Origin of the sequence: Mycobacterium intermedium, assembly GCF_002086275.1 — a bacterium.
GTDB lineage: Bacteria > Actinomycetota > Actinomycetes > Mycobacteriales > Mycobacteriaceae > Mycobacterium > Mycobacterium intermedium.
In genome coordinates this window covers 65,130-80,993 of record NZ_MVHT01000013.1, presented here as the reverse complement: position 1 = coordinate 80,993, position 15,864 = coordinate 65,130, and the positions used below count along the sequence as shown (strand labels likewise).

Sequence of the window (15,864 nt, the reverse complement as noted above, 5' to 3'; positions counted from 1 at the left end):
ATGCCGCCCACGCGGCCGGTTTTCGCTCCCTGCAGCCACCCCAGCCGAGCCGCTGTCTACTTGCCGGGAGGCAGCTCGCGGGGGCCTTCGGGGGCACGCAGCTCGCGCGGCCCCTCGCGCTCCACGAGCTCTCGCCGGCGCTCTTGCGGACTCGCGGCAAGCCCCGCCAGGTCGCGCGTGGGCGCCTGGTGCAACGACCCGTACTCCGCGTCACCGCCGAGCCCCTGGTAGCTCTGGACGCCGGTGTCTGCGCGGATATCCCCGCGCGACGAGGCGACCCGGTTCGCTTCCACCCGTGGGGCGGCGGTGTCGGATTCAACCGCATGCCGGCCCGGACTCGGGCTGCCTGCGCCCTCCGAGCTCTCGGTGTTGACCGTCACCTTCCGCGTGCGCTTCAGCGAAAACGCAATCTCCTCAACCTCTTCAAAGACTTGACGGGCGCTGCGCAGGGGCGCGGTGGTGTTGTCGATCGCCCGTGCGACGAACGGCGGAACCAACGGACGGATCCATCGGGCGGCGGCCTTGGTGGCGTCCGGAAGCGACGGGATCAATGACGCCCGCTCCTCGTGTTGTGACGCCACCGAGCCGCCGGTCTCGACGGGCGCGGGCAGGTTCGGCTCGACCTCCGCATGCTCCACACGCTCGGTACGTGGTTGCTCTCCGGCCGGCAGTTCGGCGATGGCGCGACTGGCGGCCTCGGCTTCGGCGGCGATCGGCAAGTACATGTCTTCCCTCCCTGATTGGAGCCCTGATTGGAGCCCTGATTGGAGTCCTGACGCCAACTCTGGCTCGACGGTACGTTCCGCCATGGCGCGCACCGGGGCCTCGAGCGCTTCGGCAACGCGACGACGTTGCTGCTCGCGGTCGATTTCGGCCTGTGCCTCGATGGCGAGGCGGGTCTGGGTGAGTTGGTGCTCGGCCCACATGATTTCGGCTTCGCGGCGAACCTCAGCCCGTTTGATCGCGATCGCCGCGTCCGCCTCCAGCTCGGCGCGTTGTGCCGCCAACTCGGCCCGCTCACGTTCGGCACGCGCGGCCGCGAGTCGATCGTGCGTCGTCTCACCGCGCCAAAGCCGCAGAATCAACGGCAACAAATACAGCAGAGCGAAGAACGCCAGCGTCAGCGCCCGCAGCAATAGCGCGCCCGCGCCGGCCAGGGTCAGCTCATTCATGGCGACCCAGCGTGCGCCCAGGCCACCACCGTCGTGCGCGATAGCCGCATCGCGTGCCGCAACCAGGGCCTGTTCGCTGCGGGCGACCGCGGCGTCTCGTTCCGAGGCCTGGCGGTCGCGTACCGCCAAGGCGTTGTCCAATTCCCGCTGAGCGTCGGCCAACAGCTCGTTCGACGACCGTGTCTCCGGCCCCTGACCGGGAATCCCGGTTATCCGCGTTTGCGGGCACGCAGGCGTGGGGTTGTATTCGCAGCGGGCGACGATCAACGCCTTGTCTACCTGGGCGCGAGCCTGTTCGACAGTGTTGTCCAGCGCCGCGCGCGCATCCCGAGCCTGCCTCAGGGTCGTTTCTGCCTGTACGACGGCCGGTACGGAGTCGGCGGCACGTAAGGACTGCTCCTGCAACCGTCGATCGATCGAACCGGAGAACATCACCACCGAGGCAAGCTCGCCGACGATCACCCCGACCGCGACAGCGACGACGGCGCGCCCCGCAACGCTGAGTGGGCCCCGAGCGGGGCCACTGACCGTACCGCGGATCACCGCGCCGACCACCAAGCCGAAGACCAGGCCGGCCACCAGTACTGTCCACACAGGCAAGCTCGCTGAGTCGTTCACCGCCAAGCCCGCGAACAGGCATGCCAGCACGGCGCCCAGCGCCACAACCGCGCCGGCGACAGCATGCGTGGAACGTTCATGGGATTCGCCGAGCTCGCGCCATTGCCCGCCGCCGAACCAGGTGAACAGCCCGCCGAGTCGTGCTGCGGCCGAGCGCTGCTCGAGAATTTCGTGGGCGCTCATCAGACTTCAAACACCTCCAAGGTCTCCAGCGTGGCAGGCCGCACCGCGACACACCGAATTTCGGGGGCCCCTTGTGGTGTTGTTCACAAACCCATCGGGCATGACGAACGTCACACCGATTCGCAAAATCCCAGCGACGCGGTGGGATCAGCAACCGGATCGGCAGGTGGCATGAGACGGTATATGCCTATGCAAAATCTCGACTACATCAGCTACGAAGAGTTCGGCCGCAGATTCTTCGAGCAGGCCGTCACCCCCGATCGCGTAGCCGCGGGATTCGGCGGCATCGCCGGTAGCGAGTTTGAGATGGAGCCGATCGCGCAGGGACCGGGCGGTATCGCCAAGGTCAGCGCGAAGGTGAAGGTCCACGATCCGCGGGTCACGCGAAAGCTCGGTGAGCTGATCACCTTCGTCATTCACATTCCGTTGACCATCGACCTGCTGCTGGACCTGCGACTGGACAAGCAACACTTCGTGGTAGCGGGTGATATCGCACTGCGCGCAACAGCACGCGCCGCCGAGCCGTTGCTGCTGATCGTCGATGTCGCCAAACCACGACCGTCGGACATCACGGTCAATGTGTCGTCAAAGTCGCTGCGCGGCGAGGTATTGCGCATCTTGGCCGGGGTTGACGGTGAGATCCGGCGATTTATCGCCCAATACGTCGCGAAGGAAGTTGACGCACCGGAATCACAGGCGGCGATGGTTATCGATATCGCGAGCAAAATCGACGACGGCTACAGCGGTCCTGCTTAGTCTTGACGATCTCTGCCGGTTTATGGCGCGGCAAGGCCCGGGTATGTAACTCCAACAGCTGGCCCCGAGGAGTGAATGCAGCGCATGGCAAAGGTAGAGGTTTCGACGACATCCGAGGTAGACCCGTTGGCCGCCTGGAAGCTGGCCTCCGACCTGCAGCGCTTCGACGAGTGGATGACGATTTTCAGCGGCTGGCGTGGCCCTGTCCCGTCGACCATCGAAGAAGGAACATGTGTCTCCTCATGCATCAAGGTGAAGGGCTTCCGCAACGTCATCCACTGGGAAGTCACCCACTACGACGAGCCGCACAGCATCGAGTTGAAGGGCCGCGGCCGCGGCGGGGTACGCATCGACCTGGCCATGGTCGTCACCGATAACGACCCTGGCTCGACCTTCCACCTCACCGCGGATCTGAAGGGCGGTCTGCTCAGTGGGCCCGTCGGCAAGCTCGTCGCCCGCGTGTTGCGCTCCGACGTGCGCGAGTCGGTGGAGAATCTCGCCGCGCTGCAGTAACCGGCGTTGGTGACGGACTAGAGCGTTTGGTGGCGGCCGAAGAACTTGTGGTCCTCGCTGTATCCGCCGTAACCGCTGCCGATCTCGGAGTAGTGCGCGACGAATTCGATGCCCTTGATCCACTTCACCTGCTTGAACCCATGCTGCAGCTCATTGCGTAACCGAAGCGGCCGGCCATGCAGATAGGGGAGCGGCTGGTCGTTCATGTTGTAGGCCAGCATGCTCATGTGGTGGCCCATCTGCTCGATGGGGTGTGCGTTGTAGTAGATGCCGCCGGTGGCGCCCTCGCCCATCGAGTAGAAGACGACCCATTTGGCCTCGGGTAGCGGCTTTACGATGTCCATGATCGTCTGCATCGAAACTCCGCCCCATTTCGCGACTCCCGACCAGGCCTGGATGCAGAAATGCTGCGTGATCTGGTCGTGGTAGGGCAGCGCTTTAAGGTCCTCGAGCGAGAATGCCGTGGGGTTTTCGACCAAACCGTAGACACGCAGCCGCCAGTCCCTGAAGTCGTTCTTCTCCAGCTCCTTGTACTCGACGGTCTCCGGCAACCGGCCGTTACGCCAGTGGTAGGGCGAAATGTCTTTGTCGGTGAACGCGCCCGGTTTGGGGTTGAGGCGTTCTAGCACTCGCTGGAAGGGCCCGACCAACGCGTAGCCCACGCGTTGCACCACCCGCGGATGCCGAATCGTGAATGGAGTGGCCGCCACCCAGCCAACGGCCACCACCACCATCGCGACGGTGAAAACCGCGAATCCCACCCAGCTGTTGTCGTCACGCGCGGCGAACATGTGGTTGAGATTGCGCAGGGCGCCCGTCGCGAAAACCATTGTGACGTGGACGAGTATGAAGAACAGGAAGTACACCAGCACCAGGAAGTGCAGTGAGCGCGCGTGCTGGATGCTGAGTCGCTTGCTGAGCCAGTGCACCCGCTGCGACAACGCCGGCGACATTCCGAGTCCGGTGATCAACGCAGCCGGGGCGGCGATGAAAACCGTGGTGAAATAAGTGAGCAACTGCAGCCCGTTGTAGGCCACCCACCCGTTGTCCGTGGGCCAGTCCAGCGACAGGTACTGAAGCGCGACGGACGCGGCATTGGGGAAAACGTCCCAACTCGTCGGCACCAGGTGCCGCCATTGCCCAGTGGCGAACAACAAGACGTAGAAGACTGCCCCGTTGAGTAACCACAGGACGTCGATGCCGAGGTGCCACCACCGCGCGAGTCCGATCGAATGACGGAATCCGGGTAGGCCGAATTGTGGTGGCAATGCGACGGTGTCGGAATTCGCGGTCCACAATGGGTCGTCCGGGACCGGCGGACCCACCCGCAGCCACTCATCTTTACCGGGCGTGGCGTTGCGGCTGAAATACAGTCGCGGGTGATCGCACAGGATCTGAATTCCAGATCGAATGATGAACATCATCATGAAGAGGTTGAAAAAGTGCGTCCAACCGATCCAGGCGGGACGTCCGGCGATGCTGGACTGCTCATTGGTCCCGGGGTACCGCTGGATGAACGACTGCACCGCCGGCATGTTGTGCAGGCCTTTGCCGATCGCCACACCGGCGACGAGTAGCGCAAAACCGATCGGGATCAGCCACAGCAGGTTGAACCACTTGTCGCGGCCGACCCGCAACTTGGGCGCCGTGGCCCTGCGGGTCAGGTCGAACCCGCCGCCGTAAGTCTCGACGTCGACGACGTCCTCGGCCCCGTGGACCTCACTGGCGTAGTCCACGCCCAGTTGCCGCTCGGGGGCGGTCCTGCCGGGCCGGGACGGCGCCTGGATCTGCTCAGTCATTCTCTGCCCCTCATGCGACCGGTTTCCTTGGGTTCACCTTGAGCAAAAATACACGAAGACGCTTGTAAAAACCCAAAATCGGGTCACGAAGGGCTACGACGAGCGCGGCAGGAAGCCGCACGCGTCGCTGCTAGCAAACTCTATTGAGCGCGAAGTACCTAGTTTCCGACGGCAATCGGGGATTTCGGCTACAACGGGTCGGCCGGATCGGCTGGTCGCACCCGCCGCACCGGCCGAGTCTCGATGGCATTGATCGTCAATGCCCGTCGGTTGATCCGCCACCCGGCGTCGGTTAGCTCGTAGTCGTCGTCGTAGCGCAGATGCCAGATCACGTCGACCAATTGGTCCGCACGTTCACTCCAGTGGTGCGCGACGCACGCTATCCGCCCCCGCGCGTGCGACTCGTCCGCCTGCAGGCTCTGCTCATAGACCTCGCCGACGATCGCGTGTTCGGTACGCAACGTCTGGGCGACGGCGGCCACGGCCCGACCGATGGCGTCCAACCCTACGTGTGACCGGGTCGGCTGCAAGATGGCCGGCGGTTCGGGTAGGACGAGTTCGGCAGTTGGAGTGAAAAGTGCAGGGATGGAATCGAATTGGCGGTCATCGACGTAGGCCGCATAGCGGTGTACCAAATCGCCGAGGGTGGCCCGTAGGGGTAGCGGGAGACTCACGTCAGACTCACGGGCCCTCGGTTGCCGGGTCGATCTGGGCGCGCACCGCCTCGGCCAACCGGGCCGTCCGGGCGTCGGTGAACACATCCTCGAGCAGCATCCGCTTGCCGCTGGGGCCGGTCAGCGGGACCCGCCAGTTCGGGTACTCGTCGGTGGTGCCGGGCTGGTTCTGCGTCCGGCGGTCGCCGACCGCGTCGGTGAGGGCAACGCCCAGCAGTCGCGAGGGTGTTCTGCCCAGGTAGCGGTAGAGGGCCAGGATCGTGTCCTCAGGGTCGTCTTGGCCATCTTCGAGGAGCCCGACGCGGCGCAGTTCGGCCAACCACGCCTCGCGTTCGACCCTCGAGGCCTCTAGTTCAGCCTCGACCGGCCGGGTCAACAATCCCAACCGCTCGCGCAGCCGGACGTGGTCGCCGGTCAGATATCCGGCGGTCGGCGGCAGGTCGTGAGTGGTCACCGAGGACAAGCAGTACTCGCGCCAGCGCTCGGCTGGAAGCGGTCCGCCGCCATCCCCGTCCTGCTCGAACCACAGGATCGACGTTCCAAGCAGGCCGCGTAGTAATAAGTAGTCGCGCACCCACGGTTCCACGGTGCCCAGATCCTCGCCGACGACGACGGCTCCGGCCCGGTGCGCCTCGAGCGCGACGATGCCGATCATCGCTTCGTGGTCGTAGCGGACGTAGGTGCCTTCGGTGGGCGGCGCACCGTCGGGGATCCACCACAGCCGGAACAACCCGATGATGTGGTCGATGCGTACCCCGCCCGCGTGCCGCAGCACCGCCCGGATGAGCGCGCGGAACGGGCGGTACTCCTGCTCCTCGAGCCGGTCCGGACGCCAGGGCGGCTGCGACCAATCCTGGCCCAGTTGGTTGAACTCGTCCGGCGGCGCGCCCGCCGTCACGCCCAGAGCCAGGGCGTCCTGCAGGGCCCAGGAGTCGGCACCGGTGGGGTGGACGCCGACGGCGAGGTCATGCATGATTCCCAGCCCCATTCCCGCACGCAGGGCTTGCGACTGTGCCGCGGCAAGCTGCTCGTCGAGCTGCCATTGCAGCCAGCGATGGAAATCGACCGCTTCCTTATTCCTGTTGACGAACTTGGCGACCCCCGGCGCGTCCGGGTGCCGCAGTGATTTGGGCCATTGGTACCAATCCCCACCGTGCTCCTCGGCCAGCGCACACCAGGTGGCGAAGTCGTCCAATGCGCGCCCTTCGCGGGCGCAAAAGGCGTCGTAGGCCAGCTGGCGGCCGGCGGTGCGCGGCACTTGATGGATGAGTTTCAGCGCCGCGCGCTTGGCCGCCCATGCGGTGTCCCGGTCGATCGCATCGCGGCGTTTGGCGTGACGTTGCACATCCTCGCGCAGTTGCCGCAGCCGGGCGCGTTTCGGCAGGTCGACTATTTCGGGTATGGCCTCCACGCGGAGGTAGAGGGGATTGAAGAACCGTCGCGACGTCGGCAGGTACGGCGAGGGCTCGATCCGGGTCGAGTCGCCTTTGCGACCCGTCTGAGAGGCGGGAAGTGTGGCGGCGTGCAGTGGATTGACCAGCAGGTAGTCGGCGCCATGTTGCGCAGCCGACCACAGAGCGAGGTCCGCCAGGTCGGTGAGGTCCCCGATGCCCCACGACTGTTTGGACCGCACGCTGTAGAGCTGGGCGGCCAATCCCCAGGCCCGCCGGCCGCCGAGCTTGTCGGGGAGCCCCACCCAGTCGGGCGTCACGATCAGGGCGGTGTCGGCCTCGTCATCGTTGGATCGCAGATGGATGCGGTGATAGCCCAGCGGCAAATCGGTGGGCAGCACAAAGCTGGCCTCACCGATCAACCTTCCGTCCAGATCAAAGGGGGGAGTGAAGTTGTCGACTTGGAGGATCCCGCCTCGTTGCGTGCCGTCCTCGAGCCGTAACCACACGTCGGCGGGGGCTCCGTGGGTGACGTGCACCCAGAACCGGGTCTGGGCACCCGCGCGCCCGACGACCGTGGCCGGCAGCGAGCGCGCCCAGTAGCCTCGCGCCTGTGCGGTCAGCGCCGCATTGCGTTCCTCTTCGGTTGCCGCGGCAACGCCCAGAGCTGCGAGGACGGCCACCAGCGTCCGCTCGGAGACCTCGACGTAGTGGCCGATCCAGTCCTGATATCCGGTGGCAATGCCGTACCGCCGAGCAAGTTCGACGAGCGAGGGTGCCAGCTCAGTCATGTGCCCCTTCTTGCGTCCAACAACGGGCGCACGGGGCCCGCACCGGGTAGTCGGACGTTCGGTTTGACCGGAATACCCGTACGACCCCGGCGGCGCGAACAGCGTCGTATCATTTCTTAGCAGGTCAGCAACGTACACACCGAAGTGAACGCTTCGACAGGCCGATTCGGCCATTCGTAGCTACCATGCCCCTGGAACGACACATTGAAATACTCGGGGGATCCCGCGCACCCTGCGCTGCGTGGCAAGGTCCGCGCGGGTGCCTTACGGTTATCGATGTGATTGGCCTCGCCAACCCGAGGGCCAAGCGTGCAGGTCAATATTTCAGGCGTTCGGAGTAGACCGGAAGGTGATCTAACGTGGCTGAAGAGAGCCGCGGACAGCGGGGGTCGGGATACGGCCTCGGGTTGTCAACGCGGACCCAGGTGACGGGTTATCAGTTCCTGGCGCGTCGGACAGCAATGGCGTTGACCCGTTGGCGGGTCCGGATGGAGATCGAACCGGGACGGCGCCAGACGCTGTCGGTGGTGGCGTCGATATCGGCGGCATTGCTGATCTGCCTAGGGGCGCTGCTGTGGTCATTCATCAGCCCGTCGGGCCAGATCAACGATTCGGCGATCATCGCCGACAAAGACTCTGGCGCGCTGTATGTCCGCGTGGGCGACAGGTTGTACCCGGCCCTGAATCTGGCGTCGGCGCGGCTGATCGCCGGCCGTCCGGACAACCCGAAACAGGTCAAGTCGAGTCAGATCACCTCCATGCCGCACGGGCCTCTGGTGGGTATTCCGGGTGCTCCGTCGCAGTTCTCTCCGAAGAGTCCGTCGGAATCGTCGTGGCTGGTGTGCGACACCGTGGACACCTCGTCGGGAGTCGGGGGCGCACAGAGCGTGACGGTGACGGTGATCAACGGCACGCCCGAGTTGACCAACCACCGCAAGGTCTTGAGCGGGTCGGACGCCGTGGTCTTGAGCTACGAGGGGACTACCTGGGTGGTCCGGGAAGGACGTCGGTCCAAGATCGACGCCACCGACCGGTCGGTCCTGCTGCCCTTGGGGCTCACCCCAGAGCAGGTCAGTCAGGCCAAGCCGATGAGCCGTGCGTTGTATGACGCGCTGCCGGTCGGGCCCGAACTTCTGGTGCCGGAGGTGCCCAATGCCAACGCGCCGGCGACCTTCCCGGGCGCACCGGGACCGGTGGGAACGGTCATCGTCACGCCGCAAATCAGTGGGCCGCAACAGTATTCGTTGGTCCTGACCGATGGTGTGCAGTCGCTCCCACCGTTGGTGGCCCAGATCTTGACCAACGCCGGACGCTCCGGAAAGCCGGTGACGGTCGAACCGTCGGCGTTGGCGAAGATGCCGGTGGTCAACCGCCTGGATCTGTCGTCCTACCCCGACAGCCCGCTTAACGTGCAGGACCTGCGCGAGCATCCGTCGACCTGCTGGTGGTGGGAACGGACCGCTGGCGAGAACCGCGCGCGCATTCAGGTGGTGTCCGGGCCGACGCTGCCGATCAAGGCGTCCGACTTGAAAAAGGTGGTGACCCTGGTGAAGGCGGACACCACTGGCCGCTCGGCGGACCAGGTCTTCTTCGGGCCCAACTACGCGAATTTCGTGGCCGTCACCGGCAACAACCCCGCCGCTCAGACGACGGAATCGCTGTGGTGGATTACCCAGGCGGGCGCGCGGTTCGGCGTAGACGACACAAAGGAAGCCCGGGACGCTCTGGGCCTGAGCTTGACGCCTAGCCCGGCGCCGTGGGTGGCGCTGCGCCTGCTACCGCAAGGTCCCACGCTGTCACGTGCGGACGCGTTAGTTGAGCACGACACCCTTCCGATGGACATGACCCCTGCAGAGTTGGTGGTACCGAAGTGAAACGTGGTTTTGCCCGACCGACACCGGAGAAGCCCCCGGTCATCAAGCCGGAAAACATCGTCCTACCTACGCCGCTGAGCATCCCTCCGCCAGAGGGCAAGCCGTGGTGGTTGATCGTCGTCGGCGTCGTGGTGATCGGTCTGCTGGGCGGCATGGTTGCCATGACGTTCGCCAGCGGTTCACACGTGTTCGGCGGCGTCGGCTCGATCTTCCCGATCTTCATGGTCGGCGGCATGATGCTGATGATGTTCCGCGGCGTCAGCGGCGGACAGCAGCAGATGAGCCGGCCGAAGCTGGACGCGATGCGCGCCCAGTTCATGCTGATGCTGGACATGCTGCGCGACACCGCGCAGGAGTCCGCCGACAGCATGGACGCCAACTACCGGTGGTACCACCCGGCGCCCAACACGTTGGCGGCCTCGGTGGGATCCCCGCGCATGTGGGAACGCAAACCTGACGGCAAGGACCTCAATTTTGGCGTTGTCCGGGTCGGCGTGGGAATGACGCGTCCCGAGGTGACCTGGGGCGAGCCGCAGAACATGCCGACCGACATCGAGTTGGAGCCGGTAACCGGCAAGGCGCTGCAGGAGTTCGGTCGCTATCAAAGCGTCGTCTACAACCTGCCGAAGATGGTGTCCGTCCTCGTCGAACCCTGGTACTCGCTGGTCGGGACGCGGGAGCAGGCGCTGGGTTTGATGCGCGCAATCATCTGCCAACTGGCGTTCTCCCACGGACCGGACCACATGCAGATGATCGTGGTCAGTTCCAACCTGGAGGATTGGGACTGGGTCAAATGGCTGCCGCACTTCGGTGACGCGCGGCGTCAGGACGCAGCGGGCAACGCCCGGATGGTCTACAGCTCGGTTCGTGAGTTCGCCGCCGAGCAAGCCGAATTGTTCGCCGGCCGTGGGTCTTTCACCCCTCGGCATGCGAGTTCGTCGGCGCAGTGCCCGACCCCGCACACCGTGATCATCGCGGACGTCGAAGACCCGCAATGGGAATACGTGATCAGCGCCGAAGGCGTCGACGGGGTGACGTTCTTCGATCTGACCGGCTCTGCGATGTGGTCCGACGTCCCGGAGCGCAAGTTGAAGTTCGACGAGGTCGGCATCATCGAAGCGCTGCCCCGTGACCGCGACACCTGGATGGTGATCGACGACAACGCGTGGTTCTTCGCCCTCGCCGATCAGTTCAGCAGCGCCGAGGCGGAGGAGTTCGCGCAGAAGCTGGCCCAGTGGCGCCTTGCCGAGGCATACGAAGAGATCGGCCAGCGGGTGACCCACATCGGTGCCCGAGACATCTTGTCCTACTACGGGATTGATGACCCAGGAAATATCGACTTCGACTCGTTGTGGGGCAGCCGCACCGACTCCATGGGCCGGTCCCGGCTTCGCGTACCCTTCGGCAACCGGTCCGACAACGGCGAACTGCTGTTCCTGGACATGAAGTCCCTCGACGAGGGCGGCGACGGACCGCACGGCGTCATGTCGGGTACCACGGGTTCGGGTAAATCGACCCTGGTGCGAACCGTGATCGAGTCGCTGATGCTCGGCCACCCGCCGGAGGAGCTGCAGTTCGTCTTGGCAGACCTCAAGGGTGGGTCCGCGGTCAAGCCCTTTGCCGGAGTCCCGCACGTCTCCCGCATCATCACCGACCTGGAAGAAGACCAGGCGTTGATGGAGCGCTTCCTGGATGCGCTGTGGGGTGAGATCGCGCGCCGCAAGTCCATCTGCGACAGCGCCGGCGTCGACGACGCCAAGGAGTACAACTCGGTCCGCGCCCGGATGCGGGCCCGCGGCCAAGACATGGCGCCGTTGCCGATGCTCGTCGTCGTGATCGACGAGTTCTACGAGTGGTTCCGGATCATGCCGACCGCAGTGGACGTCCTCGACTCGATCGGCCGGCAGGGTCGTGCCTACTGGATCCATCTGATGATGGCCTCGCAGACCATCGAGAGCCGGGCGGAAAAGCTCATGGAGAACATGGGTTACCGCCTGGTGCTCAAGGCGCGTACCGCCGGGGCTGCGCAAGCCGCCGGTGTGCCCAACGCGGTGAATCTGCCGGCTCAAGCCGGTCTGGGCTACTTCCGTCGGAGCCTCGACGACATCATTCGTTTCCAGGCCGAGTTCTTGTGGCGGGACTACTTCCGCGGTGTCACCGTCGACGGTGAAGAAGCGCCGGTCCTGGTGCACAGCATCGACTACGTTCGCCCGCAGCTGTTCACCAACGATTTCACGCCGCTCGAGGTGAGCGTGGGTGGCGGTCCCGAGGCGGCCATCGAGCCGATCGCCGCCTACGCCAATGGCGAGGTGATCGAGCCCGAAGAAGTCGACGAAGAAGAAGAGGCGATCAGGACGCCGAAGGTCGGCACGGTGATCATCGATCAGTTGCGCAAGATCAACTTCGAGCCTTACCGGTTGTGGCAGCCGCCGCTGACCCAGCCCGTCGCCATCGACGAGTTGGTCAACCGGTTCCTCGGGCGCCCCTGGCACCAGAACTACGGCACGGCCCGAGACCTGGTGTTCCCGATCGGGATCATCGACCGTCCGTTCAAACACGACCAACCACCGTGGACGGTCGATACCTCGGGCCCCGGTGCCAATGTGCTGATTCTGGGCGCCGGCGGTTCGGGCAAGACGACCGCACTGCAGACCCTGATCTGTGCGGCGGCGTTGACCCACACCCCCGAACAGGTGCAGTTCTACGTACTGGCGTACAGCAGCACCGCCTTGACCACCGTTGCGAAGCTGCCGCACGTCGGCGAGGTGGCGGGGCCCACCGACCCCTACGGTGTGCGCCGGACGGTGTCGGAGTTGCTGGCCCTGGTACGCGAGCGCAAGCGCAGCTTCCTCGAGTTCGGCATCGCTTCGATGGAGATGTTCCGACGTCGCAAGTTCGGTGGGGAAGCCGGCCCGGTGCCCAACGATGGGTTCGGCGATGTCTACCTGGTGATCGACAACTACCGCGCACTCGCCGAGGAAAACGAGGTGTTGATCGAGCAGGTGAACGTGCTCATCAACCAGGGGCCCTCGTTCGGCGTCCACGTGGTTGTCACCGCCGATCGCGAGTCCGAACTGCGCCCGCCGGTGCGTAGCGGTTTCGGTTCCCGGGTCGAGCTGCGGCTGGCCGCGGTCGAGGACGCCAAGCTGGTCCGTTCGCGGTTCGCCAAGGACGTTCCGCCCAAGCCGGGGCGCGGGATGGTCGCGGTCAACTACATCCGCCTCGACAGTGACCCCCAGGCCGGCCTGCACACCCTGGTGGCTCGTCCGGCAATGTCCAACACTCCGGACAACGTGTTCGAGTGCGACAGCGTGGTTGCCGCGGTCAGCAGGCTCACCACCAGCCGGGCACCGATCGTGCGTCGGCTTCCGGCGCGGTTCGGCGTGGAGCAGGTGCGCGAACTGGCGGCGCGGGACACCCGCCAAGGTGTCGGTGCCGGCGGGATCGCTTGGGCGATATCGGAACTGGACCTGGCTCCGGTCTACCTCAACTTCGCCGAGAACTCGCACTTGATGGTGACCGGCCGACGCGAATGCGGGCGTACCACGACGCTGGCCACCATCATGAGCGAGATCGGGCGGTTGTATGCGCCCGGCGCCAGCAGCGCGCCGCCGCCTCCGCCCGGAAAGCCCTCTGCGCAGGTATGGCTGATCGACCCACGTCGTCAGCTGCTGACCCAGCTGGGTTCGGACTATGTGGAGAAGTTCGCATACAACCTCGACGGCGTCGTTCAGATGATGGGTGAGCTGTCGGCGGCCTTGGCCGGCCGGGAGCCCCCGCCCGGGCTGTCCGCCGAGCAGCTGTTGTCGCGGGCCTGGTGGACCGGCCCGGAGATCTTCCTGATCGTCGACGACATCCAGCAGTTGCCGCCCGGCTTCGACTCGCCGCTGCACAAGGTGGTTCCGTTCGTGAACCGGGCCGCCGACCTGGGGCTGCACGTGATCGTCACCCGCACGTTCGGTGGCTGGTCCTCGGCGGGTAGCGACCCGATGTTGAGGGCGCTGCACCAGGCGAATGCGCCGCTGCTGGTGATGGACGCCGACCCCGACGAGGGCTTCATCCGCGGCAAGATGAAGGGCGGCCCGCTGCCCCGCGGTCGAGGCCTGCTGATGGCAGAAGACACCGGCGTGTTCGTACAGGTTGCGGCCACCGAGCTACGCAAGCAGTAGCTAGCCAGATGCATCAGGGCCCGGCGGAGTTCTCCGCCGGGCCCTAATGCTTTGGGTCGGAGATTTCGCTAGCCCGGGGTGGGCGCAATCCTATGAACGTTCATATCTTTGGGCGCGATCACGGCTCGCCGAAGATACGTCCTTAATAAGCGCGTGTCGCCCAGAACGGGGACCAAACGCACCCGGACCTTGGCTATCTATGCAGGTAAATGGCCTGAGTTGCGGATCGCATATGAACGGAAGCTGAACACTGGTTGGCAAGTAATGAATAGTTGGCGTCTGAGGCGACTTCAGCCACGGTAGCAATCTAATGTGTTTCCTATGCAGACAAACCAACCTCTGCAAAATCATTGCTTGTTTCTCTATAATTTGCGCCCGCCGCGCACATCCTGGTTCCCATTGACGCAATGCCAAGGTTGCCTCGTTCCTGTCCGGACCGGGGCCTGCTGAGGAGGCGCGGTGTTGGACTTCGGGGCGTTACCGCCGGAGATCAACTCGGGCCGGATGTATGCCGGCCCGGGATCAGGGCCGATGTTGGCCGCGGCTACGAGCTGGGACGGCGTTGGCGCCGAACTGAGTACGGCGGCAGCCGGCTATGCGGCGGTGGTCACCGAGCTGACGAGCTCACCGTGGGTGGGACCGGCATCGGAGGCGATGCTGACCGCAGCCGGACCCTATGTGGCCTGGATGAGCGCTACCGCCGAGCAGGCCGAGCAGGCCGGTGCGCAGGCGCGTGCAGCCGCCATCGCCTATGAGACCGCTTTCACGATGACCGTGCCGCCACCGGTGATCGAGGCCAACCGCACGTTGTTGCTGGTCTTGATCGCGACCAACTTCTTCGGGCAGAACACGCCTGCGATCGCCGCTACCGAGACGGAGTACGCCGAGATGTGGGCTCAGGACGCCGCGGCAATGTTCGGCTATGCGGCGGCTTCGGCGACGGCTCTGCAGCTGAATCCGTTCACCGCGCCGCCGGAAACCACCCGCCCGGACGCGGTGGCCGAGCAGGCTGCCGCGGTCGGCGAGGCGGCCCTGACGCAGTTGGGGTTCTCGCTGAACCCGTTGACACTTCCGCCGTGGTTCGTGGGGCCGAACGGGCTCATCGCCACCATCTTCGGCAATTCTTCGAACATCTGGAACTCGGTGACCAACTACCCATACTTCTCCCTGGGAGCCGTCAATTCCCTGGTGGCGTGGGGCGGCGGTCTGCTGCCCGGCGCCCCGGCACCGAACCCCGCGCTTGGTGGTGCCCTGACACCACCCGGGGCGATCGGAGCGTGGGGCACGCCCGTGTCGGCCGGGTGGGGACAGGCCAACACCATCGGGAAGCTGTCGGTGCCACGGGCCTGGTCCGCAATCACGGTGTCGCAGGTGAGTTCCGCTCCCGCCGACCTCGACGCGATCCCCGGAATGAATACCGCGGCAACCAGTGCCGGCACGTCCCTGGTGCGGGGTATACCGCTGGGTGCTGCGGGCCGACGTAGCGCGGGCTACGTCACCAAGTACGGGTTCCGCTACAACGTCCTGACCCGTTCACCGTCCGCCGGATAACGGGTGGAGAAGCACTGTGGTGCTCGAAAAATATTGATTACCAAGGAAATACAAGGAGGAACGAAATGTCGTTTGTCACTACTCAGCCGGAGGCACTGTCGGCGGCGGCGAGCAGCCTGCAGGGTATCGGCTCGGCCCTGAGCGCCCAGAATGCGGCCGCTGCGGCGCCGACGACCGGGGTGGTCCCGGCGGCCGCGGACGAGGTGTCCGCATTGACGGCGGCCCAGTTCGCCGCGCACGCGCAGATGTACCAAGCGGTGAGCGCCCAGGCGGCGGCCATCCACGAAATGTTCGTCAACACCCTGGCCACCAGCGCCGGATCGTATGCGGCCACTGAGGCGGCCAACGCGGTCGCGAGCCGGTAAGGGACATC

At 65.3% G+C, this 15,864-nt stretch carries 10 protein-coding genes; 6 read left to right on the top strand and 4 right to left on the bottom strand.

The window, feature by feature from the left end; translation table 11 throughout:
- Positions 1-56: 56 nt before the first annotated feature.
- The gene (locus BST27_RS07375; protein ID WP_069418437.1) at positions 57-1,973 is read right to left on the bottom strand and encodes a DUF4407 domain-containing protein; all 1,917 of its coding nucleotides are present in this window, start codon (positions 1,971-1,973) and stop codon (positions 57-59) included.
- Between the two features lie 189 nt (positions 1,974-2,162).
- On the opposite strand from BST27_RS07375, the gene BST27_RS07370 reads away from it, so the two are divergent.
- Positions 2,163-2,729 carry a hypothetical protein gene (locus BST27_RS07370; RefSeq protein WP_069418436.1) on the top strand — a complete coding sequence of 189 codons (567 nt, stop codon included), beginning with the start codon at positions 2,163-2,165 and terminating at the stop codon, positions 2,727-2,729.
- 84 nt (positions 2,730-2,813) lie between these two features.
- Positions 2,814-3,242, top strand: a complete 429-nt coding sequence (locus BST27_RS07365) for a type II toxin-antitoxin system Rv0910 family toxin (RefSeq protein WP_069418470.1) — start codon at positions 2,814-2,816, stop codon at positions 3,240-3,242.
- Positions 3,243-3,259: 17 nt separating this feature from the next.
- Here the strand turns inward: BST27_RS07365 and BST27_RS07360 are convergent, their stop codons facing one another.
- The 3 genes from BST27_RS07360 to malQ form a co-directional block, all read right to left on the bottom strand.
- Positions 3,260-5,041: a molybdopterin-dependent oxidoreductase gene (locus BST27_RS07360; RefSeq protein ID WP_079219870.1), complete on the bottom strand. Its 1,782-nt coding sequence runs from the start codon at positions 5,039-5,041 to the stop codon at positions 3,260-3,262.
- Positions 5,042-5,229: 188 nt separating this feature from the next.
- Entirely contained in the window at positions 5,230-5,715 is a 486-nt protein-coding gene (locus BST27_RS07355; RefSeq protein WP_069418435.1) for a nuclear transport factor 2 family protein, read from the bottom strand.
- 7 nt (positions 5,716-5,722) lie between these two features.
- Positions 5,723-7,897, bottom strand: coding sequence for a 4-alpha-glucanotransferase (malQ, locus tag BST27_RS07350; protein ID WP_069418434.1), 2,175 nt, complete (start codon positions 7,895-7,897; stop codon positions 5,723-5,725).
- Between the two features lie 359 nt (positions 7,898-8,256).
- Here malQ and eccB point away from each other — a divergent pair, with 359 nt between their 5' ends.
- The 4 genes from eccB to BST27_RS07330 all read left to right on the top strand — a co-directional run bounded on the left by eccB (position 8,257) and on the right by BST27_RS07330 (position 15,856).
- Positions 8,257-9,771, top strand: a complete 1,515-nt coding sequence (gene eccB / locus BST27_RS07345; RefSeq protein ID WP_069418433.1) for a type VII secretion protein EccB — start codon at positions 8,257-8,259, stop codon at positions 9,769-9,771.
- Positions 9,768-13,940, top strand: coding sequence for a type VII secretion protein EccCa (eccCa, locus tag BST27_RS07340; protein WP_069418432.1), 4,173 nt, complete (start codon positions 9,768-9,770; stop codon positions 13,938-13,940). The genes eccB and eccCa overlap by 4 nt, the downstream gene beginning before the upstream one ends.
- Before the next feature lie 462 nt (positions 13,941-14,402).
- Positions 14,403-15,491, top strand: a complete 1,089-nt coding sequence (locus BST27_RS07335) for a PPE family protein (protein WP_139805052.1) — start codon at positions 14,403-14,405, stop codon at positions 15,489-15,491.
- Positions 15,492-15,556: 65 nt separating this feature from the next.
- A complete protein-coding gene (locus tag BST27_RS07330) occupies positions 15,557-15,856 on the top strand; it encodes a PE family protein (RefSeq protein ID WP_069418430.1) in 300 nt (99 codons plus the stop codon).
- Positions 15,857-15,864: the final 8 nt, after the last annotated feature.

What these genes read in the sequence shown, in the direction of transcription:
- BST27_RS07375 (WP_069418437.1), bottom strand. Translation starts at nt 1,973, where the DNA reads ATGAGCGCCCACGAAATTCTCGAGCAGCGCTCGGCCGCAGCACGACTC.
- BST27_RS07370 (WP_069418436.1), top strand. Translation starts at nt 2,163, where the DNA reads ATGCAAAATCTCGACTACATCAGCTACGAAGAGTTCGGCCGCAGATTC.
- BST27_RS07365 (WP_069418470.1), top strand. Translation starts at nt 2,814, where the DNA reads ATGGCAAAGGTAGAGGTTTCGACGACATCCGAGGTAGACCCGTTGGCC.
- BST27_RS07360 (WP_079219870.1), bottom strand. Translation starts at nt 5,041, where the DNA reads ATGACTGAGCAGATCCAGGCGCCGTCCCGGCCCGGCAGGACCGCCCCC.
- malQ (WP_069418434.1), bottom strand. Translation starts at nt 7,897, where the DNA reads ATGACTGAGCTGGCACCCTCGCTCGTCGAACTTGCTCGGCGGTACGGC.
- BST27_RS07330 (WP_069418430.1), top strand. Translation starts at nt 15,557, where the DNA reads ATGTCGTTTGTCACTACTCAGCCGGAGGCACTGTCGGCGGCGGCGAGC.